General features: G+C 69.0%; 17 protein-coding genes. 13 read left to right on the forward strand and 4 right to left on the reverse strand.

Annotated features, from left to right (window positions below; translation table 11 throughout):
• Nucleotides 1–137: 137 nt before the first annotated feature.
• Nucleotides 138–902: an IclR family transcriptional regulator gene (locus tag P8T65_RS38180; protein WP_316729882.1), complete on the reverse strand. Its 765-nt coding sequence runs from the start codon at nt 900–902 to the stop codon at nt 138–140.
• Nucleotides 903–1,295: 393 nt separating this feature from the next.
• Between P8T65_RS38180 and metH the strand changes: the two genes are divergently transcribed.
• The 4 genes from metH (at nt 1,296) to P8T65_RS38200 (ending at nt 9,342) form a co-directional block, all read left to right on the forward strand.
• Complete coding sequence (gene metH / locus P8T65_RS38185; protein WP_316729883.1) at nt 1,296–4,823, forward strand: methionine synthase; 3,528 nt, start codon at nt 1,296–1,298, stop codon at nt 4,821–4,823.
• 128 nt (nt 4,824–4,951) lie between these two features.
• On the forward strand, nt 4,952–5,656 hold the full coding sequence (locus P8T65_RS38190) for an HAD family phosphatase (protein WP_316729885.1): 705 nt from the start codon (nt 4,952–4,954) through the stop codon (nt 5,654–5,656).
• A gap of 406 nt (nt 5,657–6,062) precedes the next feature.
• Nucleotides 6,063–7,667, forward strand: coding sequence for an ABC transporter substrate-binding protein (locus tag P8T65_RS38195; RefSeq protein WP_316729886.1), 1,605 nt, complete (start codon nt 6,063–6,065; stop codon nt 7,665–7,667).
• A 91-nt stretch (nt 7,668–7,758) separates the two neighbouring features.
• Entirely contained in the window at nt 7,759–9,342 is a 1,584-nt protein-coding gene (locus tag P8T65_RS38200; protein ID WP_316729887.1) for an ABC transporter substrate-binding protein, read from the forward strand.
• 97 nt (nt 9,343–9,439) lie between these two features.
• Here the strand turns inward: P8T65_RS38200 and P8T65_RS38205 are convergent, their stop codons facing one another.
• Both P8T65_RS38205 and P8T65_RS38210 read right to left on the reverse strand, forming a co-directional pair.
• Nucleotides 9,440–10,111, reverse strand: a complete 672-nt coding sequence (locus tag P8T65_RS38205) for a response regulator (RefSeq protein WP_184896114.1) — start codon at nt 10,109–10,111, stop codon at nt 9,440–9,442.
• 15 nt (nt 10,112–10,126) lie between these two features.
• Entirely contained in the window at nt 10,127–11,050 is a 924-nt protein-coding gene (locus P8T65_RS38210) for a RecB family exonuclease (protein ID WP_316729888.1), read from the reverse strand.
• Nucleotides 11,051–11,269: 219 nt separating this feature from the next.
• Here P8T65_RS38210 and P8T65_RS38215 point away from each other — a divergent pair, with 219 nt between their 5' ends.
• The 3 genes from P8T65_RS38215 (at nt 11,270) to P8T65_RS38225 (ending at nt 14,665) form a co-directional block, all read left to right on the forward strand.
• Nucleotides 11,270–12,931, forward strand: a complete 1,662-nt coding sequence (locus tag P8T65_RS38215; RefSeq protein ID WP_316729889.1) for a site-2 protease family protein — start codon at nt 11,270–11,272, stop codon at nt 12,929–12,931.
• A gap of 59 nt (nt 12,932–12,990) precedes the next feature.
• On the forward strand, nt 12,991–13,893 hold the full coding sequence (locus P8T65_RS38220; protein WP_045557089.1) for a tRNA (adenine-N1)-methyltransferase: 903 nt from the start codon (nt 12,991–12,993) through the stop codon (nt 13,891–13,893).
• Nucleotides 13,894–14,089: 196 nt separating this feature from the next.
• Entirely contained in the window at nt 14,090–14,665 is a 576-nt protein-coding gene (locus tag P8T65_RS38225; protein ID WP_316729890.1) for a hypothetical protein, read from the forward strand.
• Nucleotides 14,666–14,755: 90 nt separating this feature from the next.
• On the opposite strand, the gene P8T65_RS38230 is transcribed toward P8T65_RS38225, so the two are convergent.
• Nucleotides 14,756–15,061 carry a ferredoxin gene (locus P8T65_RS38230; protein WP_184896119.1) on the reverse strand — a complete coding sequence of 102 codons (306 nt, stop codon included), beginning with the start codon at nt 15,059–15,061 and terminating at the stop codon, nt 14,756–14,758.
• Nucleotides 15,062–15,330: 269 nt separating this feature from the next.
• Between P8T65_RS38230 and arc the strand changes: the two genes are divergently transcribed.
• From arc to prcA, 6 genes are all read left to right on the forward strand, one after another.
• The gene (gene arc / locus P8T65_RS38235) at nt 15,331–17,097 is read left to right on the forward strand and encodes a proteasome ATPase (RefSeq protein WP_033531660.1); all 1,767 of its coding nucleotides are present in this window, start codon (nt 15,331–15,333) and stop codon (nt 17,095–17,097) included.
• A gap of 234 nt (nt 17,098–17,331) precedes the next feature.
• Complete coding sequence (gene dop / locus P8T65_RS38240) at nt 17,332–18,843, forward strand: depupylase/deamidase Dop (protein ID WP_399101929.1); 1,512 nt, start codon at nt 17,332–17,334, stop codon at nt 18,841–18,843.
• Between the two features lie 188 nt (nt 18,844–19,031).
• The gene (locus tag P8T65_RS38245) at nt 19,032–19,247 is read left to right on the forward strand and encodes a ubiquitin-like protein Pup (protein ID WP_005485230.1); all 216 of its coding nucleotides are present in this window, start codon (nt 19,032–19,034) and stop codon (nt 19,245–19,247) included.
• 33 nt (nt 19,248–19,280) lie between these two features.
• Nucleotides 19,281–19,859, forward strand: coding sequence for an endonuclease VII domain-containing protein (locus P8T65_RS38250; protein WP_316729894.1), 579 nt, complete (start codon nt 19,281–19,283; stop codon nt 19,857–19,859).
• Nucleotides 19,811–20,656, forward strand: a complete 846-nt coding sequence (gene prcB, locus P8T65_RS38255; RefSeq protein ID WP_045557093.1) for a proteasome subunit beta — start codon at nt 19,811–19,813, stop codon at nt 20,654–20,656. The genes P8T65_RS38250 and prcB overlap by 49 nt, the downstream gene beginning before the upstream one ends.
• A 71-nt stretch (nt 20,657–20,727) precedes the next feature.
• Entirely contained in the window at nt 20,728–21,471 is a 744-nt protein-coding gene (prcA, locus tag P8T65_RS38260; RefSeq protein WP_316729895.1) for a proteasome subunit alpha, read from the forward strand.
• Nucleotides 21,472–21,510 lie beyond the last annotated feature (39 nt).

The following is a 21,510-nucleotide window of genomic DNA, read 5'->3' on the forward strand; positions in this document are numbered from 1 at the left end:
GTTGTCGAAAACGCGATCGTTATTGATCGAACAGGCCCGTCGATCTTGGGGTGGCTGCTACAGGCGCGCACGCGGGGTACGGCGAAGGCCGGGACACGGTGACGTGTCCCGGCCTTCGCCGTGTCGTACGGAAGGGGTCAGAACCGCCCGGCCCCCAGGTCCCGCGACACCGCGCGGGCGCAGTCCCGTACGGCCGCGATCAGCTCGGGGCGCAGCTCGCCGTCGCGGCACAGCCGCTCCACGGCACCGGTGATGCCGACCGCGCCGACAGGCATCCGCCGCCGGTCGTGGATGGGGGCGGCGATGGACGCCACGCCCTCCCAGGTCTCTTCGACGTCGGCCGCGTACCCGCGGGCGCGGGTGACGTCCAGGACGCCCTCGAAGTCGGACAGCGCGTGCACGGTCCGGTCGGTGAACGCCTTGCGCTCGCTCTCCAGCACCTCGCTGTGCGCCACCGGGTCGTAGGCCGACAGGACCTTGCCCAGGGCCGTGGAGTGCAGGGGCTGCATGGCGCCTATCTCCAGGACCTGTCGGCTGTCGTCGGGCCGGAAGACGTGGTGCACGATCAGCACGCCCTGCTGGTGCAGCACCCCGAGGTGGACGCTCTCGCCGCTGGACCGGGCCAGGTCGTCCGTCCAGACCAGGGCGCGCGCCCGCAGCTCGTGGACGTCGAGGTAGGTGGTCCCGAGCCGCAGCAGCTCGGCCCCCAACTGGTAGCGCCCCGAGGCGTCGTCCTGCTCGACGAACCCCTCCTGCTGGAGCGTGCGCAGTATGCCGTGGGCGGTGCCCTTGGCGAGGCCCAGCGACGAGGCGATGTCCGACAGGCCGAGCCGCCGTTCGCCGCCCGCGAGCAGGCGCAGCATCGCGGCCGCCCGTTCGAGCGACTGGATGTTCCGTGCCATCGCCGTCCTGCCTCCGTCCCCTTCGGCCGCCGTACGCGACTGAACTTCCATCGTTCGGCAATGTCGAACACTACCGGTCGTTGCCGACCTCTCGCTAATGGCCGTCACTAGCTTTTCGGCCACGCGTACCGTGCGGTGGCATTCTCGTGCCCCCGAGGCGTCCGTCCGGTGCCCGCGGTGTACCTGATGCGTTCGCGCGGTGTCCGAAGGGTGCCGGAACGGTGTCCGTCGTTGTTTCGTCGTCGGAGTAAACCGCACCCGAGCGGGTGCGCCACGCCGGTCCGCCCCGTGGACGCCCCTGACCATCCGTGCCGCTCCGGGCTAGGCTTGCCGCGTGCGTCTTCCGTGGGAAGCCGCAAAGCCGACAGCCGTCGCACTCCAGGGAGCAGCTCCATGGCCTCGTCGCCGAACACGTCCCTCACGTCCGCCGCCGCAGGCCGGGCCCGATCCGAGGCCCTCCGGGAGGTCCTCGCCACCCGTGTGGTGGTCGCCGACGGCGCGATGGGCACGATGCTCCAGGCGCAGGACCCCACACTGGAGGACTTCCAGCAGCTGGAGGGCTGCAACGAGGTCCTCAACGTCACCCGCCCCGACATCGTCCGCTCCGTGCACGCCGCGTACTTCGACGCGGGCGTCGACTGCGTGGAGACCAACACCTTCGGCGCCAACCTCACCGCACTGGGCGAGTACGACATCCCCCAACGCACCGCCGAGCTGTCCGAGGCCGGCGCCCGCATCGCCCGCGAGACGGCCGACGAGTACGCCGCCCGCGACGGACGGCAGCGCTGGGTGCTCGGCTCCATCGGCCCCGGCACCAAGCTGCCCACCCTCGGCCACACCACGTTCACCGCCATCCGTGACGCCTACCAGCAGAACGCCGAGGGCCTGCTGGCCGGTGGCGCCGACGCGCTCCTGGTGGAGACCACCCAGGACCTGCTGCAGACCAAGGCCTCCGTCATCGCCGCCCGCCGCGCCATGGAGACCGCCGGATACGAGGTCCCCCTGATCGTCTCGGTGACGGTCGAGACCACCGGCACCATGCTCCTGGGCTCCGAGATCGGCGCCGCGCTGACGGCCCTGGAGCCGCTCGGCATCGACATGATCGGCCTGAACTGTGCCACCGGCCCGGCCGAGATGAGCGAGCACCTGCGCCATCTGGCCCGCCACTCCCGCATCCAGCTGTCCTGCATGCCCAACGCCGGACTGCCGGTGCTGACCAAGGACGGCGCCCACTACCCGCTGACCGCCCCGGAGCTGGCCGACGCCCAGGAGAACTTCGTCCGCGAGTACGGTCTCTCCCTCGTCGGCGGCTGCTGCGGCACCACCCCCGAGCACCTGCGCCAGGTCGTGGAGCGCGTCCGGGACCTCACCCCCACCGCCCGCGACCCGCGCCCGGAGCCCGGTGCGGCCTCCCTCTACCAGAGCGTGCCGTTCCGTCAGGACACCTCGTACATGGCGATCGGTGAGCGGACGAACGCCAACGGTTCGAAGAAGTTCCGCGAGGCCATGCTGGAGGCCCGCTGGGACGACTGCGTGGAGATGGCCCGCGACCAGATCCGCGAGGGCGCCCACATGCTCGACCTCTGCGTCGACTACGTGGGCCGCGACGGGGTGGCCGACATGGCCGAACTCGCCGGCCGCTTCGCCACTGCCTCCACCCTGCCCATCGTCCTGGACTCCACCGAAGTGGACGTCATCCGGGCCGGGTTGGAGAAGCTCGGCGGCCGGGCCGTGATCAACTCGGTCAACTACGAGGACGGCGACGGCCCCGAGTCCCGTTTCGCGAAGGTGACCCGTCTGGCGCAGGAGCACGGCGCCGCGCTGATCGCGCTGACCATCGACGAGGAGGGCCAGGCCCGCAGCCCGGAGAAGAAGGTCGAGATCGCCGAACGGCTCATCGACGACCTGACCGGCAACTGGGGCATCCACGAGTCGGACATCCTCATCGACACCCTGACCTTCACCATCTGTACCGGTCAGGAGGAGTCCCGCAAGGACGGCGTCGCCACCATCGAGGCGATCCGCGAGCTCAAGCGCCGCCACCCGGACGTGCAGACCACCCTGGGCCTGTCGAACATCTCCTTCGGCCTGAACCCGGCCGCCCGCATCCTGCTGAACTCCGTCTTCCTCGACGAGTGCGTGAAGGCCGGCCTGGACTCCGCCATCGTCCACGCCTCCAAGATCCTGCCCATCGCCCGCTTCAGCGAGGAGGAGGTGCGGACGGCGCTCGACCTGATCCACGACCGCCGTGCCGAGGGCTACGACCCACTGCAGAAGCTGATGGCGCTGTTCGAGGGCGCCACCGCCAAGTCCCTGAAGGCGGGCAAGGCCGAGGAGCTGGCCGCCCTGCCGCTGGAGGAGCGCCTCAAGCGCCGCATCATCGACGGCGAGAAGAACGGTCTGGAGGCCGACCTCGACGAGGCGCTTCAGACCCGCGCCGCCCTCGACATCGTCAATGACACGCTGTTGGACGGCATGAAGGTCGTCGGTGAGCTCTTCGGCTCCGGCCAGATGCAGCTGCCGTTCGTGCTGCAGTCCGCCGAGGTCATGAAGTCCGCCGTGGCCCACCTCGAACCGCACATGGAGAAGTCGGACGCCGAGGGCAAGGGCACCATCGTCCTGGCGACCGTCCGCGGCGACGTCCACGACATCGGCAAGAACCTCGTCGACATCATCCTGTCCAACAACGGCTACAACGTCGTCAACCTCGGCATCAAGCAGCCGGTCTCCGCGATCCTGGACGCCGCCGCCGAGCACCGCGCCGACGTCATCGGCATGTCCGGCCTGCTGGTCAAGTCCACGGTGATCATGAAGGAGAACCTGGAGGAGCTCAACCAGCGCGGCCTGGCCGCCGACTACCCCGTCATCCTCGGTGGCGCCGCGCTGACCAGGGCGTATGTCGAGCAGGACCTGCACGAGATCTACGAGGGCGAGGTCCGCTACGCCCGTGACGCCTTCGAGGGCCTGCGTCTGATGGACGCCCTCATCGGCGTCAAGCGCGGGGTCCCGGGCGCTCAGTTGCCCGAGCTGCGGCAGCGCCGGGTGCGCCCCGTGGCCGCGGCCACCGTCGTGGAGGACCGTCCCGAGGAGGGCCACGTCCGCTCCGACGTCGCCACCGACAACCCCGTGCCCACCCCGCCGTTCCGCGGCACGCGTGTGGTCAAGGGCATCCAGCTCAAGGAGTACGCGAGCTGGCTGGACGAGGGCGCCCTGTTCAAGGGCCAGTGGGGCCTGAAGCAGGCTCGCACCGGCGAGGGCCCCACCTACGAGCAGCTCGTGGAGACCGAGGGCCGGCCCCGGCTGCGCGGTCTGCTGGACCGGCTCCAGACCGAGAACCTGTTGGAGGCGGCCGTCGTCTACGGCTACTTCCCCTGCGTGTCCAAGGACGACGACCTGATCATCCTGGACGACGACGGCAACGAGCGGACCCGGTTCTCCTTCCCGCGCCAGCGCCGCGGCCGCAGGCTCTGCCTGGCCGACTTCTTCCGCCCCGAAGAGTCCGGCGAGATCGACGTGGTGGGCCTGCAGGTCGTCACCGTCGGCTCCCGCATCGGCGAGGAGACCGCCAAGCTCTTCGAGGCCAACTCCTACCGCGACTACCTCGAACTCCACGGCCTGTCCGTGCAGTTGGCCGAAGCCCTCGCCGAGTGCTGGCACGCCCGCGTCCGCTCCGAGCTCGGCTTCGCCGGCGAGGACCCGGCCGCGATCGAAGACATGTTCGACCTCAAGTACCGGGGCGCCCGCTTCTCCCTCGGCTACGGCGCCTGCCCCGATCTGGAGGACCGCGCCAAGATCGCGCAGCTCCTCGAGCCCGAGCGGATCGGCGTCCAGCTCTCGGAGGAGTTCCAGCTCCACCCCGAGCAGTCCACCGACGCCATCGTCATCCACCACCCCGAAGCCAAGTACTTCAACGCGCGATAAGGCCCCGGCCAGGGGCTCGACCCTGGCGAAAGGCGCTTCCGCGCGCGGCGTCGTAGACTGGTCGGTCCACCGCAGGCCGGTTCCCCACCCGGGAACCGGCCTGCTCGTCCCCCAAGGAGGTGCGCCGGATGACCACGACGATTCCCGCGCCAGGAACCCGTACGGCCGAAGGCTCGGCCCTCCAGGCCGTGCTCCTCGACATGGACGGCACCCTGGTGGACACCGAGGGCTTCTGGTGGGACGTGGAGGTCGAGGTCTTCGCCGGCCTCGGGCACACCCTCGACGACTCCTGGCGGCATGTCGTGGTCGGCGGACCCATGACCCGCAGCGCGGGCTTCCTCATCGAGGCCACCGGCGCCGACATCACGCTCGCCGAGCTCGCGGTGCTGCTCAACGACGGTTTCGAGGCCCGCATCGAGCGCACGCTACCGCTGATGCCCGGCGCCTCCAGACTCCTCGCCGAACTCGCCGCCCACGACGTCCCCGCCGCTCTGGTCTCCGCCTCGCACCGGCGGATCATCGACCGCGTCCTGACCTCGCTCGGCCCCCAGCACTTCGCGCTGACCGTCGCCGGCGACGAGGTCGAGCGGACCAAACCGTTCCCCGACCCCTATCTGCTCGCGGCCTCCGGTCTCGGCGCGGACCCGGCCCGGTGCGCGGTCATCGAGGACACGGCCACCGGTGTCGCCGCCGCGGAGGCCGCGGGCTGTCATGTGGTCGCCGTCCCGTCCGTGGCCCCCATCGCCCCCGCCGTCCGGCGCACCGTCGTGACCTCGCTGGAAGAGGTGGACCTGCCATTTCTGCGCGGCCTGATGGCGATCACGGCCAATTGAAAGCGCAACGAATTCCAAGATCGCACGACACTGCTCGGGACAGGGAATTCACTCGGCCGCGATGACTGAATTCCCACTCAGGGGAATACCTTTCCACCTGTGACGTTGACCACTTCCCGGAGTCGCTGAAATGGTCGCCCGACGTCCCCGAGCCCCCGGTTCGGGGACGCTCGGCGCGTCTTTGTGTCCTGATTGACGATCGGTGCCCCAAACATTCCGTGAGTACTACATCGTTTGTGTCCACACGCGGTTCCGCAGCGTGATGGGAACTCAACTCCGGTGTGCGCGAGCCCCTCTGGCCGTGCGGGCTAATCTCGACGCGAGAACATCGCCGTACTTCCCAGGGCGCGCTCGCACCACCCCGCCAGCACCCGTCCTGGAACCCAGTTGTGGAGAACAAGCGCGCATGAACCGCAAGACCTTGGTGCTGCCGGCCGTGATCGGTCTGCTCACCCCGGTACTCGCCGCCTGCGGTGCCACCGAGAGCGCGGGCGGCAGCGGGGACGCGATCGTCGTCGGCACCACCGACCGGTTCACCGCCTCCAAGCAGGCCCCGGCCCCGATCGACCCGGCCTACGCGTACGACGTCGGCACCTGGAACATCCTCCGCCAGACCGTCCAGACCCTCCTGGTCCAGCCGCGTGGCGACGGCGAACCGGAGCCCGAGGCCGCCTCCAGCTGCTCCTTCACCGACACCGGCAACGAGCGCTACGCCTGCACCCTGCGCGACGGTCTGAAGTTCGCCGACGGTGACCCGATCACCGCCGAGGACGTGAAGTTCTCCATCGACCGGGCCCGCTCCCTCAAGGCCGACAGCGGTGTCTTCGCCCTGCTGTCCACCATCGACCTCGTCGAGACCAAGGGCGACAACGAGGTGATCTTCCACCTCAACGGCCCCGACGCGACCCTCCCGTACAAGCTGTCCACACCTGTCGCCGGCATCGTCAACCCGGACGACTATGACAAGGACAAGCTGCGTGACGGCTTCCAGGTCGACGGCTCCGGCCCGTACACCCTGGACGCCGAGGTCGAGAACAACGAGCTGGTCCGAGCGGTGTTCACCAAGAACCCCAACTACAGGGGCCAGTTGGACCCGAAGAGCGACAAGGTCGAGCTGCGCTCCTTCGACGGCGCCGACGCCATGGGCACCGCCCTGAAGAACGGCGACATCGACCTGATGACCCGCACCATGACCCCGGAGCAGATCACCAAGCTCTCCGACACGGCCGACAGCGACATCGACGTCGTCGAGTCCGCCGGCCTGGAGATCCGCTACCTCGCCTTCAACACCGACGCCTCGCCGGTCAGGAGCACCGCCGTCCGCCGGGCCATGGCCGAGGTCATCGACCGCGGCGAACTCGTCGCCAAGGTCTACGGCTCCCAGGCCGAACCCCTCTTCTCCCTGGTCCCCGCCGGCATCACCGGCCACTCCAACTCCTTCTTCAACAAGTACGGCGACCCGGACGTCGCCAAGGCGAAGTCGACCCTGGAGACGGCCGGCGTCACCGCCCCGGTGAAGCTGACCCTCCACTACACGACCGACCACTACGGCGCCGCCACGAAGAAGGAGTTCGAGGTGCTGAGGAAGCAGCTCGACGACAGCGGCCTGTTCGACGTCACCATCAAGGGCACCCCCTGGTCCACGTTCCGCCCCGCCGAGCAGGAGGGCGAGTACGCGGTCTACGGCATGGGGTGGTTCCCGGACTTCCCCGACGCCGACAACTACCTCGCGCCCTTCCTCGACAAGGACAACTTCCTCGGCTCGCCCTACGCGAACAGCGAGATCCGCGGCAAGCTGATCCCCGAGTCCCGCCGCGCGGCCGACCGTCTCTCCGCCGCCGAGAGCCTCGCCGGCATCCAGGACATCGTCGCCGACGACGTGCCGATCCTGCCGCTGTGGCAGGGCAAGCAGTATGTCGCCACCCGCGACGACGTCACCGGCGCCGAGTACGCCCTCAACGCCGCCTCCACCCTCCAGCTCTGGGAGCTGGGCCGCGGCAGAAGCGACTGACCGGACCTCACCATCCCTCCAGGCAGGGGCCGTTCGGCCCCGGGGGAGCCCGGAGTGCCCGCAATGCACCGACGACACAAGGCATCCATACGTGAACATACGCACCCAGTGGCCCGTCCTGACCATCGCGACAGGGCTTGCCGCCGGCCTGCTGACCGGTTGCGGCTCCGACTCGGGGGGATCCGGGGGCTCCGGTTCCAACGTCGTGGTGGGAATGTCCGACGACGTCCTCGCCACCGACCCCGCCTCCGGCTACGACCCCGGCTCCTGGCTGCTCTTCAACAACGTCTTCCAGTCGTTGCTGAGCTTCCCCAACGGCGCCACCGAGCCCGAACCGGACCTTGCCAAGGAGTGCTCCTTCGAGGCGGGCGGCACCACGGTCTACGAGTGCACCCTCAAGGAGGGCCTGAAGTTCAGCAACGGCGAGGCGCTCACCGCGAAGGACGTCAAGTTCTCCTTCGACCGCATGCTGAAGATCAACGACGACGCCGGCCCCGCGATCATGTTCCCCATGCTCGACAAGATCGACACCCCGGACGAAAAGACCGTCCGCTTCGAGCTGAAGTACGCCGACGCCACCTTCCCCAGCAAGATCGCCTCCGGCGCCGGCTCGATCGTCGACGAGAGCTCCTACGACGCCGACGGACTCCGCGAGGACGGCGAGGCCGTCGGCTCCGGCCCCTACAAGCTGCAGTCCTTCGGCAAGGACGAGGCCGTCTTCACGGTCAACGAGAACTACAAGGGCCCCGCCGACATCGAGAACAGCGGCGTCACCCTCAGGTTCTTCCACGGCGACCAGGACGCCCTGAAGAAGGCCCTGCTGGAGGACGACCTCGACGTCACCTACCGCGGCCTCAGCGCCTCCGACATCTCCGACATCGAGACCGACACCTCCACCGCCAGCGGCGTCGAGATCGTCGACGGCACCGGCGCCGAGGTCCAGCACCTCGTCTTCAACATGGACGACCCGGTCACCGGCAAGCTCGGTGTCCGCCAGGCCATCGCCTACCTCCTCGACCGCGAGGCCCTCGTCGACGAGGTCTACCAGGGCACCGCCACCCCGCTGTACTCGATCATCCCGGCCGGCATCACGGGCCACAACACGGCCTTCTTCGACACCTACGGCGCCCGCCCCTCCAAGGCCAAGGCCGAGGCCGCGCTCCGCGCCGACGGCATCAACGACAAGGTCGAACTGACCCTCTGGTCCACCCCGTCGCGCTACGGCCCCTCCACCGACCAGGAGTTGGAGGCCGTCGCCAAGCAGCTCAACGACAGCGGCCTGTTCGACGCCGACGTGAAGTCCGTCGCCTTCGACCGGTACGAGAAGGACATCGCCGCCGGCAAGTACGGCGTGTACGTCAAGGGCTGGGTCCCCGACTACCCGGATCCCGACAACTTCACCGGCCCCTTCTTCGGCAAGGGCAACGTGCTGGGCAACAACTACGACAACTCCACCATCACCGGTGAACTCCTCACGCAGACCGCCGCCGAGAGCGAGCGCTCCTCCACGGAGAAGGAGTACGCCGAACTCCAGAACATCGTCGCCGACGACGTCCCGCTCATCCCCATCTGGCAGGCGAAGCAGTACGCCGTCGTCCGCGACGACGTCTACGGCCTGGAGTACTGCCTGGACGCCTCCACCGTCTTCCGCTTCTGGGAGATCAGCAAGGACTGACACGAGCACGGGCCGACACCACGGCCCCGTACGACCGAGGGCGCTCCCTTCCACAAGAAAGGGAGCGCCCTCGGGGCGTTGCGCAGGTTGCCGACGACTACTGCGCGCCGGGGCGCACCAGCCCGCTCTCGTACGCGTACACCGCCGCCTGCACCCGGTCCCGCAGCCCCAACTTCGTCAGCACATGGCCCACATGCGTCTTCACCGTGGTCTCGCTGACGAACAGATCGGCGGCGATCTCCGCGTTCGACAGCCCCCGGGCCACCAGCTTCAGCACCTCGACCTCACGGTCCGTCAGTGTGTGCAGCGTGTCCGGCACCGGCTCCTCGCCCGACGGCAGATGCACCGCGTACTTGTCCAGCAGCCGGCGCGTGATGCTCGGCGCGAGCATCGCCTCCCCATTGGCCACCACCCGGATCGCCTGCACCAGTTCATTGGCCGGCGCGTCCTTCAGCAGGAACCCGCTGGCCCCCGCCCGCAGCGCCTCCACCACGTACTCGTCCAGATCGAACGTGGTCAGCACCAGCACCTTGGCCGGACCGTCCCGCCCGGGACCGGTGATCTGACGGGTCGCCTCCACCCCGTCCATCCGGGGCATCCGAATGTCCATCAGCACCACATCGGGCTGCAGCGCCCGCACCTGGTCGAGCGCCTGGAGGCCGTCCCCGGCCTCCCCGACGACCGCGAGATCCTGCTCCGCCTCCAGAATCATCCGGAACCCGGTACGCAGCAGCGGCTGGTCGTCGACCAGTAGGACGCGGATGGCCACGAAAATCTCCTTCGGCTAGTCCGGCCCCATTCTGCCCTGCCCCTCGCCGGCCGACTCCGGTGACCTCACCTGGAGGGGGTACGGCGGGGGAGTCCCACCGAACTCCGGGCACACCGAGCGGTGGTCGCACCAGCCGCACAGCTTCGTCGGCCGGGGCCGCCAGTCACCGGTCTCCGTGGCCAGCCGGATCGCCTCCCACAGCGCCAGCAGCTTGCGCTCCACCCGCTCCAGATCGGCGACCACCGGGTCGTACGTCAGCACGTCCCCACTGCCCAGGTAGACCAGCTGAAGCCGACGTGGCACCACCTGCTTCAGCCGCCACACCACCAGCGCGTAGAACTTCATCTGGAACAGCGCGCCCTCGGCGTACTCCGGTCGCGGCGCCTTGCCCGTCTTGTAGTCGACGATCCGCACCTCGCCGGTGGGCGCCACATCGACCCGGTCGATGATCCCGCGCAGCCTGAGCCCCGACTCAAGCTCCGCCTCGACGAACAACTCCCGCTCGGCGGGCTCCAGCCGCGTCGGGTCCTCCAGCGTGAACCAGCGCTCCACCAGCCGCTCGGCCTCCGCCAGCCAGTTCGCCAGCCGCTCACCCTCCGCGTCGTCCGCGAACAGTTCCGCGACCTCCGGCCTGGTCTCCCGCAGCCGGTCCCACTGCCCCGGCACCAGCGACCTGGCCCGCGGCGCCGTCCGCTCGGCCGCCGGCGCGTCGAAGAGTCTCTCCAGCACCGCGTGCACCAGCGTGCCGCGGGTCGCCGCCTCGCTCGGCTTCTCCGGCAGCCGGTCGATCACCCGGAACCGGTACAGCAGCGGACACTGCATGAAGTCGCCGGCGCGCGACGGCGACAGCGAGGCAGGCGGCACGGCGGCGCGCACGACAGGACGGTCGCCCTCGCCACCCACGGGAACGGCGGGGGTGCCGTCGGTGCTGGTTTCCATGACCACAGACCATACGGCCCACCACTGACAGTGACCGCCACGGGGCCCGTACGACCGCCGGCCGACACCGCCCCCGCCGACACCCGTGTGCCTCGTGCGACGCGGGGGAAAACAGAGGGGGTGCCGGGGCGGAACGCGCCCCGGTGACGGCATAGCATCGACGACAGACCCTTCCGCCCGGCCACCGGGTGCGGAAGACGCTTCGAACGAGGGGACATCGTGGAGACGAGCGGCGGGAGCGGGCAGCCGCGGTCCGACAGCGAGCAGGCGCCCGAGGGCGCCCACGGCGACGCGACCGGGGCGGCGAACCAGGACGCCCCCACTCCGCCCGACCCCCACCCCGCCGACCGGCCCGAAGACAGCTCCGCACCGGCCCCCGCCACCCACGCGACGGACGACGCCGAGAAGTCCACTGCCGCGACCCCCGCCGACGACGAGCCGGCCGACAAGGGCGAGACGCCTGACACCGGCGAGACGCCCGACAGCGCCGAGACCCCGGACACCGCCGAGACGCCCGACGACCGCGTGCCGTCCGAGAGCGCCGAGGCCTCCGCTGACCGCCCGCCCACCGACCCGGCGAGAACACCCGCACCCGCCGCCCCCGAGAAGGCGTCCCCCACCGACCTGACCAAGGCGCCCACCCCGGCGGACGAGCCGGGGCGCACCGCCACCTCCGCGCGCCCCTACGCCCACTCGGACGCCGCCCCCAAGCCCCCCGAGCGCCCCAAGGAGCCCGGTGGCGGCATCCTCATGGGCCGTCCCTTCGGCGTGCCCGTGTACGTCGCGCCCAGCTGGTTCCTGGTCGCCGCCCTGATCACCTGGGTCTTCGGCGGCCAACTCGACCGCGTCCTGCCCGAACTCGGCGCCCTCCGCTACCTCGTCGCCCTCTTCTTCGCGGTCGCCTTCTACGGCTCCGTACTCGTTCACGAACTCGCCCACACCATCGCCGCCCTGCGCTACAAGCTGCCCGTGCGCCGCATCCAGCTGCAGTTCTTCGGCGGTGTCTCCGAGATCGAGAAGGAGTCCGAGACCCCGGGCCGCGAGTTCGTCCTCGCCTTCGTGGGCCCCCTCCTCTCCCTGATCCTCGCCGGCGTCTTCTACCTCGCCCTGCTCGCCGTCGAACCGGGCACCGTCCCCGGCGTCCTGCTCGCCGGCCTGATGATCTCCAACCTGATCGTGGCCGCGTTCAACCTCCTCCCCGGCCTCCCCCTCGACGGCGGCCGCATGCTCCGCGCCGTCGTCTGGAAGATCACCGGCAAGCCCATGAGCGGCACCATCGCCGCCGCCTGGGTCGGCCGGGCCCTCGCCGTCTCCGTCCTCATCGGCCTGCCGCTGCTCACCCAGTCCGGCGTGCTCGGCTCCGCCGCCGAGGACAGCGTCGGCATGGACACCGTCCTCGACGCCTTGCTCGCCGCGATCCTCGCCGCCATCATCTGGACCGGCGCCGGCAACAGCCTCCGCATGGCCCGCCTGCGCGAACACCTGCCCGAACTCCAGGCCCGCGCCCTCACCCGCCGCGCCGTCCCCGTCGAGACCGACACCCCCCTCTCCGAGGCCCTGCGCCGCGCCAACGAGGCCGGCGCCCGCGCCCTCGTCGTCGTCGACCCCGACGGCGAACCCCTCTCCCTCGTCCGCGAGGCCGCCATCGTCGGCGTCCCCGAACACCGCCGCCCCTGGGTCGCCGTCAGCGGCCTCGCCCAGGACCTCACCGACGGCATGCGCGTCTCCGCCGAACTCGCCGGCGAAGAACTCCTCGAGGCCCTCCGCGCCGCCCCGGCCACGGAGTACCTCGTCGTGGAGGATTCCGGGGAGATCTACGGCGTCCTGTCCGCGGCCGACGTGGAACGGGCCTTCGTGAAGGCGATGGCCAGGCCCAGCTGAGACAGCCCCTCCCCGGACCATGGTCGGCGCGCCCTCCGGGGACCGGTACGCTGGGTCACATGTCCGAACCGACCGGTGCCGCCCGCCGTCGCGGGCCCTTCAAGGTCGGGGACCAGGTCCAGCTCACCGACCCCAAGGGACGCCACTACACGTTCACGCTCGAAGAGGGAAAGAACTTCCACACCCACAAGGGTTCCTTCCCGCACGACGAGCTGATCGGCGCTCCCGAGGGCAGTGTTGTCCGCACCACGGGGAACGTCGCCTACCTGGCGCTCCGCCCCCTGCTCCCCGACTACGTCCTGTCCATGCCCCGCGGCGCCGCCGTGGTCTACCCCAAGGACGCGGGGCAGATCCTCGCCTTCGCCGACATCTTCCCCGGCGCTCGCGTCGTCGAGGCCGGCGTCGGCTCCGGCTCGCTCAGCAGCTTCCTGCTGCGCGCCATCGGCGACCAGGGCATGCTGCACAGCTACGAGCGCCGCGCCGACTTCGCCGAGATCGCCCAGGCCAACGTGGAGCGTTACTTCGGCGGCCCCCACCCCGCCTGGCAGCTCACCGTCGGCGACCTCCAGGACAACCTCAGCGACACCGAGGTCGACCGCGTCATCCTCGACATGCTCGCCCCCTGGGAGTGCCTGGAAGCCGTCTCCAAGGCCCTCGTCCCCGGCGGCATCGTCTGCTGCTACGTGGCGACCACCACCCAGCTCGCCCGGACCGTCGAGTCCATCCGCGAGATCGGCTGCTTCAACGAGCCGAGCGCCTGGGAATCGATGATCCGCAACTGGCACATCGAGGGCCTCGCCGTCCGCCCCGACCACCGGATGATCGGCCACACCGGCTTCCTGCTCACCGCCCGCCGTCTCGCCGACGGCGTCGAGCCCCCCATGCGCCGCCGCCGCCCCGCCAAGGGCGCCTACGGCGAGGACTACGCCGGACCCAACGCCGACGGTGGCTCCGGCCGCTGACCGCGACGCACGACGAACGCGCCCCCGCCGTGGCCGAGTTCCCCGCAGCGCCCGGGAACTCGGCCACGGCGCTCTCCCGTTGACGCACCACCCGAAAAGCTGCGGGAACCACGTACCCCGCCGTTCCACCCCACTGTGACGTGTGGCACCATGCGGGTCATCCCAACCGGCACAGCACCCTCAGGAGACGCTCCTAGTGCAGCAATCCGCCGTCCCGGAACTGGCACACGCGCACACCCGCCCCATCCACTGGCTCGCCACGGCCACCGCTCTCGCCGGCGTCGTCGCCCTGTCGTCCGCCCTCCAGCCCGACGCGGCGAGAGCGGCCCAGCCGGCCCCCGCGACAGCCCCGGCCCCCGCCGCCGTGGCGCCCCCCGACCCCGCCGAGGTGGACCTCCCGCTCGACTGCGGACCCGTCGGCGTCGTCGTGAAGAAGCAGGGCTCCGGGGACCTCGACGGGGACGGCCGGCCCGAGACCGTGGCCGTCGTGCACTGCGACGCCAGCATGGGCACCCCGCCCGACGGCGTGTACGTGCTCACCCGCTCCACCGACGCGGCGCAGCCCCGGGTCGTCGCCACCCTGGTGAACCCCAAGGACCGCACCACCGTCTCCGACTTCGCCGTCCGTGACGCCACCGTCACCGCCACCCTGCACGGCTACTCGTCGGCCGAGGTCCCCAACTGCTGCCCGGACATCACGAACCCCGTCAAGTGGCAGTGGAAGAACGGGGCGTTCGTCCGCTCCACCCCCGCCGGGGTGCAGAGCGTCTGACGCCGGTCGCCTCCGGGCGAACGGGACGTGATCACCCGGCAAACACGGTGTGAGAAAGCAGACACAGGGCGACGCGGCGTGCCGGTAGGGTCACTCCGCGTCAGGCCCGAAGACCTCGACCCTGTCCGAAACGCGACGTACATGGATGCACTCGCCCGGACACTCCTTGGCGGAGTCCACCACATCCGTGAGAAGCGGCAGCGGAACGGGCGTTGTCGCCCCCGGGGCCTGCAGCAACTCGTCGCCCGGACTCTTCACATAGGCCAGTCCGTCGATGTCCAGCTCGAACACCTCGGGCGCGTACTGCACGCAGATGCCGTCACCGGTGCAGAGGTCCTGGTCGATCCAGACCTCGAGCGCCTCGCCCGCGGCCGTGGCCTCCTGCTGCACGCTCATCTCTCCTGCCGCCTCATGCGTCGGGTCATCCGTCGAGTCATCCGCCGAGCCGGTCGGGAACGATGCAGGCTCTGACGGGTGTTGAACGCTTCGACCCTACCCGGGGCGGCTTCCCCATCATGTTCGGTGGGTATCCCCTTGACGTGAGGGAGAGCGCAAGGGTGAAGATCGGACACACCCCGACCGTCTTTGTGATCTAGGGGTTTCAATCGACACCCACCCAGGTAGGGTCTGGAAGCGTCCAGCTCCCCTTGGAGGAGGTGAGGACCGTGGCAGCCCACGACGACGACATGAACCGCGGCATCCGCCCGGGACGAGGGTCCGACGACCCGGCCGGGCAGATTGCCTACCTTGAGCAGGAGATCGCCGTCCTGCGACGCAAGCTCGCCGACTCTCCGCGACACACGAGGATTCTCGAAGAGCGGATCGTCGAGCTGCAGACCAATCTGGCCGGCGTGTCCGCGCAGAACGAGCGGCTCGCCAACACGCTCCGTGAGGCCCGCGACCAGATCGTGGCCCTCAAGGAGGAAGTCGACCGGCTCGCACAGCCGCCGGCCGGCTTCGGTGTCTTCCTCACGGCGAACGAGGACGGCACGGCCGACATCTTCACCGGAGGCCGAAAGCTCCGGGTGAACGTCAGCCCCAGCGTCGACCTGGAAGAGCTCCGGCGAGGCCAGGAAGTGATGCTCAACGAAGCTCTCAACGTGGTCGAGGCCATGGAGTACGAGAGCGTCGGCGACATCGTCACCCTCAAGGAGATCCTCGAGGACGGCGAGCGCGCCCTCGTGCAGGGGCACACCGACGAGGAACGGGTGGTGCGGCTCGCCGAGCCACTGCTGGACATCACCATCCGCCCCGGCGACGCCCTCCTGCTCGAACCCCGCTCCGGCTATGTCTACGAGGTCGTGCCCAAGAGCGAGGTCGAGGAACTCGTCCTCGAAGAGGTCCCCGACATCGGGTACGAGCAGATCGGTGGCCTCGGCAACCAGATCGAGATGATCCGCGACGCGGTCGAGCTCCCCTATCTCTATCCGGACCTGTTCAAGGAGCACGAACTGCGCCCGCCCAAGGGTGTCCTGCTCTACGGCCCACCCGGATGCGGCAAGACGCTCATCGCCAAGGCAGTCGCCAACTCGCTGGCCAAGAAGGTCGCCGAGGTCACCGGGCAGGCCCAGGGCAAGAGCTTCTTCCTCAACATCAAGGGCCCCGAGCTCCTCAACAAGTACGTCGGCGAGACCGAGCGACAGATCCGCCTCGTCTTCCAGCGTGCGAGGGAGAAGGCCAGCGAGGGCACCCCCGTCATCGTCTTCTTCGACGAGATGGAGTCCCTCTTCCGCACCCGCGGATCCGGCGTCAGCTCGGACGTGGAGAACACCATCGTCCCGCAGCTGCTCGCCGAGATCGATGGTGTGGAAGGCCTGCAGAACGTCGTGGTCATCGGCGCCTCCAACCGCGAGGACATGATCGACCCCGCCATCCTGCGCCCCGGGCGCCTCGACGTGAAGATCAAGATCGAGCGTCCGGACGCCGAAGCGGCCAAGGACATCTTCCAGAAGTACCTCACCGAGCGTCTCCCGCTGCACACGGACGACCTCGGCGAACACGGCGGCTCCAAGACCACCACCGTCCAGAGCATGATCCAGACGGCAGTGGAACACATGTACGCCGAGTCCGAGGAGAACCGCTTCTTGGAGGTCACCTACGCCAACGGCGACAAGGAAGTCCTCTACTTCAAGGACTTCAACTCCGGCGCCATGATCGAGAACATCGTCGGCCGCGCCAAGAAGATGGCGATCAAGGACTTCCTCGACAAGAACCAGAAGGGCCTCCGCGTCTCCCACCTGCTCCAGGCCTGCGTGGACGAGTTCAAGGAGAACGAGGACCTGCCCAACACCACCAACCCGGACGACTGGGCCCGAATCTCCGGAAAGAAGGGCGAGCGGATCGTCTACATCCGTACGCTGATCACCGGAAAGCAGGGCGCTGACACCGGGCGCTCCATCGACACGGTGGCGAACACCGGACAGTACCTGTAAAACGCAGGGCGGCTGCGGGTGCCCTCAGTGGGTACCCGCAGCCGACTGTTTTCCAGGTGAAGGCCGGAGCAAGGCAATGACGCAAATGATCTCCCCACCAGCGCAGAGCCGTTCTAGGCTCTTTCGTACCGCCGAGTCGCGCAGTGCGGGGACGGGCACCGCACACGCACCGGAGCGCCAGCGGTACTTGAGCAGCGCCCCCGACCGAGGGCGCCGCCGGGCAAGGAGGGCCGCATGACCGTACGGCGAGTAATGGGCATCGAGACGGAGTACGGGATCTCCGTCCCCGGTCACCCCAATGCCAATGCCATGCTCACCTCGTCCCAGATCGTCAACGCCTACGCAGCGGCGATGCACCGGGCCCGCCGGGCCCGCTGGGACTTCGAGGAGGAGAACCCGCTGCGGGACGCGCGAGGCTTCGACCTCGCCCGCGAGGCCGCCGACTCCAGCCAGCTCACCGACGAGGACATCGGCCTCGCCAATGTCATCCTCACCAACGGCGCGCGGCTCTACGTCGACCACGCCCACCCCGAATACAGCGCCCCCGAGGTCACCAACCCGCTGGACGCCGTCCTGTGGGACAAGGCCGGCGAGCGCATCATGGCCGAAGCCGCCGAACGCGCGGCACAGCTTCCCGGCGCCCAGCCGATCCACCTCTACAAGAACAACACCGACAACAAGGGCGCCTCCTACGGCACGCACGAGAACTACCTGATGAAGCGGGAGACCGCCTTCTCGGACATCGTGCGCCACCTGACCCCCTTCTTCGTCTCCCGCCAGGTCTTCGCCGGCGCAGGCCGCGTGGGCATCGGCCAGGACGGCCACGAACACGGCTTCCAGCTCAGTCAGCGCGCCGACTACTTCGAGGTGGAAGTCGGCCTGGAGACCACCCTCAAGCGCCCCATCATCAACACCCGCGACGAACCCCACGCCGACGCGGAGAAGTACCGCCGCCTCCACGTGATCATCGGCGACGCGAACCTCTCGGAGATCTCGACCTATCTGAAGCTGGGCACGACGGCCCTGGTGCTCTCGATGATCGAGGACGGCTTCATCGCCGTCGACCTGGCCGTCGACCAGCCCGTACGCACCCTCCACCAGGTCTCGCACGACCCGTCCCTGCAACGCCTCATCACGCTGCGCAGCGGGCGCACCCTGACCGCCGTACAGCTCCAGATGGAGTACTACGAGCTGTCACGCAAGTACGTGGAGGAGCGCTTCGGGGCCGACGCCGACGACCAGACCAAGGACGTCCTGTCCCGGTGGGAGGACACCCTCAACCGCTTGGAGAACGACCCCATGAGCCTCTCCGGAGAGCTGGACTGGGTCGCCAAGCGGGAGCTGATGGAGGGCTACCGGCGCCGTGACGGCCTCGACTGGGACGCCGCCCGGCTCCACCTGGTCGACCTCCAGTACGCCGACGTACGCGCCGAGAAGGGCCTCTACAACCGTCTGGTGGCCCGCGGCAAGATGAAGCGGCTGCTGACCGAGCAGGGGGTCGACGAGGCCCGTACGAAGCCGCCGGAGGACACCCGTGCGTACTTCCGCGGTCGCTGTCTGGAGCAGTACGCGGACGACGTCGCGGCCGCCTCCTGGGACTCTGTGATCTTCGACCTCCCGGGCCGGGACTCGCTCCAGCGCGTTCCAACCCTCGAACCGCTTCGCGGAACGCGAAATCACGTCAAGGAGCTGCTGGACCGCTGCCGCACGGCAGAAGACCTGGTCAGGGTGCTTTCCGGTCACTGAACCGCGCTTCAATCGTGATCAGCGGGGCAGGGTGGAAACAGCGGCGTCCGGGAATCATCGAGGTGGTCCCCGGACGTTGTGGAAACAACAGGGCCAATGTCAGACCCGGCTTGTAGGGTCTGATCATCACCGATCGGCAGGAATGCCGACCTGCCGACCATGTCGGGCAACAGAGCGGGGTGAGGGTTATGGCGACCAAGGACACCGGCGGCGGCCAGCAGAAGGCCACCCGTTCCACCGAGGAGACCGAGGCGGCCCCGGAGGCACAGGCCTCGGAGGACCTCAAGGAACGCCAGGAGAAGCTGAGCGACGACGTCGACTCTGTGCTCGACGAAATCGATGATGTGCTCGAAGAGAACGCGGAGGACTTCGTTCGGTCATTCGTTCAGAAGGGTGGCGAGTAACCTTCGAATCGAAGGTTGCTGGAGTGGCCTCGGATGGCAAGTGAAGAAGGCGCGAAGCGTTGCGTACGGTGTGGGGAGTTCAAGCCGTATGCAGCGTTCGCTCGCAAGCGGTCGAATCTAGACGGCTTGCAGCGCCATTGCCGGAACTGCGCGACCAGCGTCTCCAGCAGAGACGTGGAGTCTCCGGTGCTCGGCCCCGCCGATTGCGTGCCTGAGGGGCACAAGCGCTGTCGCGGGTGTGGTCAGGTGAAGCCGCACAGTGAGTGGCATCGAAAGCGCGGGGGCTTCGCCGGCCGCTGTAGGGCGTGCAGGGCGGCGGCGCGACCTGCAGAGCATCTTCGGCGTAAGTACGGTCTCACCGAAGCCGACCGCGACGAGTTGATCGCCTTTCAAGGGGGCGTCTGCTGTATCTGTTTGTCGGCCCTGGCCGCGCATGTGGATCACTGCCATAAGACGGGTAGGGTCCGAGGCGTACTGTGCTTCAACTGCAATGCTGGCCTCGGTCTGTTGAGGGACGACCCTGACGCGATGAACCGAGCTGCCGACTATCTGGAAGGAAACGCGTGGAAGCCAACACTCGTAGCACCGGGCGTCTACCAGCTGCCTTCCTGACGCCTGGGTCGTCGTCCTTCATGGACTTCCTGTCGGACCACCAGCCGGAGCTGCTTCCCGGCAAGCGGCAGTTGCCGCCGACCCAGGGCGTCATCGAAGCTCCGCACGGCACGACGATCGTGGCCGTGACGTTCCCCGGTGGTGTGGTGCTCGCCGGTGACCGCCGGGCCACGATGGGGAACATGATCGCCCAGCGGGACATCGAGAAGGTGTTCCCGGCCGACGAGTATTCGGCCGTCGGGATCGCCGGCACGGCCGGTCTGGCCGTGGAGATGGTGAAGCTGTTCCAGCTGGAGCTGGAGCACTTCGAGAAGGTGGAGGGCGCGCAGCTCTCCCTGGAGGGCAAGGCGAACCGGCTCTCCACCATGATCCGTTCCAACCTGGGCATGGCCATGCAGGGCTTGGCCGTGGTCCCGCTCTTCGCGGGTTACGACGTGGACCGGGAGAAGGGCCGCATCTTCTCGTACGACGTGACGGGCGGCCGTTCCGAGGAGAGCGGGTACGCGGCCACCGGCTCGGGCTCGATCTTCGCGCGCGGTGCCATGAAGAAGCTGTTCCGGGCCGACCTCTCCGAGGACGAGGCGACGACCCTCGTCATCCAGGCCCTCTACGACGCGGCAGACGACGACTCGGCGACCGGTGGTCCCGATGTCGCCCGCCGGATCTACCCCATCGTCACCGTGATCACCGAGGACGGCTTCCGTCGGCTCACCGACGAGGAGTCCTCCGAGATCGCCCGCTCGATCCTGGAGCGGCGTCTGGAGCAGCCGGACGGCCCCCGGGCCGCGCTGCTCTAGCCGGTCCGGCCTCGACGGCCCCTCTTTATCAAGGTGATCCAGTGACTTCGACAGAAAGGGACGGATAACCGGTGTCGACGCCGTTCTATGTCTCACCCCAGCAGGCGATGGCCGACCGGGCGGAGTACGCCCGTAAGGGCATCGCCCGTGGCCGCAGCCTGGTCGTGCTGCAGTACGCCGACGGCATCGTGTTCGTCGGCGAGAACCCGTCCCGCGCGCTGCACAAGTTCAGCGAGATCTACGACCGGATCGGCTTCGCGGCCGCCGGCAAGTACAACGAGTACGAGAACCTGCGGATCGGTGGTGTGCGCTACGCCGACCTGCGTGGTTACACCTACGACCGTGACGACGTGACCGCCCGAGGTCTCGCCAACGTCTACGCCCAGACCCTGGGCACGATCTTCTCCTCCGCGGCCGAGAAGCCGTACGAGGTGGAGCTGGTCGTGGCGGAGGTGGGGGAGACCCCGGACGGTGATCAGATCTATCGGCTGCCGCATGACGGGTCGATCGTGGACGAGCACGGTTCGGTCGCGGTCGGTGGCAACGCCGAGCAGATCAGCAGCTATCTGGACCAGCGGCACCAGGACGGCATGTCCCTGGCGGAGGCGTTGAAGCTCGCCGTCCAGGCCCTGTCACGCGACACCAACGGCACGCAGCGGGAGATCCCCGCGGAGCGACTGGAGGTGGCGGTTCTGGACCGCACGCGTCCGCAGCAGCGCAAGTTCAAGCGCATCGTGGGCCGTCAGCTCGACCGTCTGCTGGAGGCGGACGGTGCCTCCACGGAGGCCGAGAGCTCCGAGGAAGAGGACGAGTAGCACCGGCGTCCGCAGGACCCGCCCGTAGTGCGCCCCGGC

The sequence above is a fragment of the Streptomyces sp. 11x1 genome, assembly GCF_032598905.1.
Classification (GTDB): Bacteria; Actinomycetota; Actinomycetes; order Streptomycetales; family Streptomycetaceae; genus Streptomyces.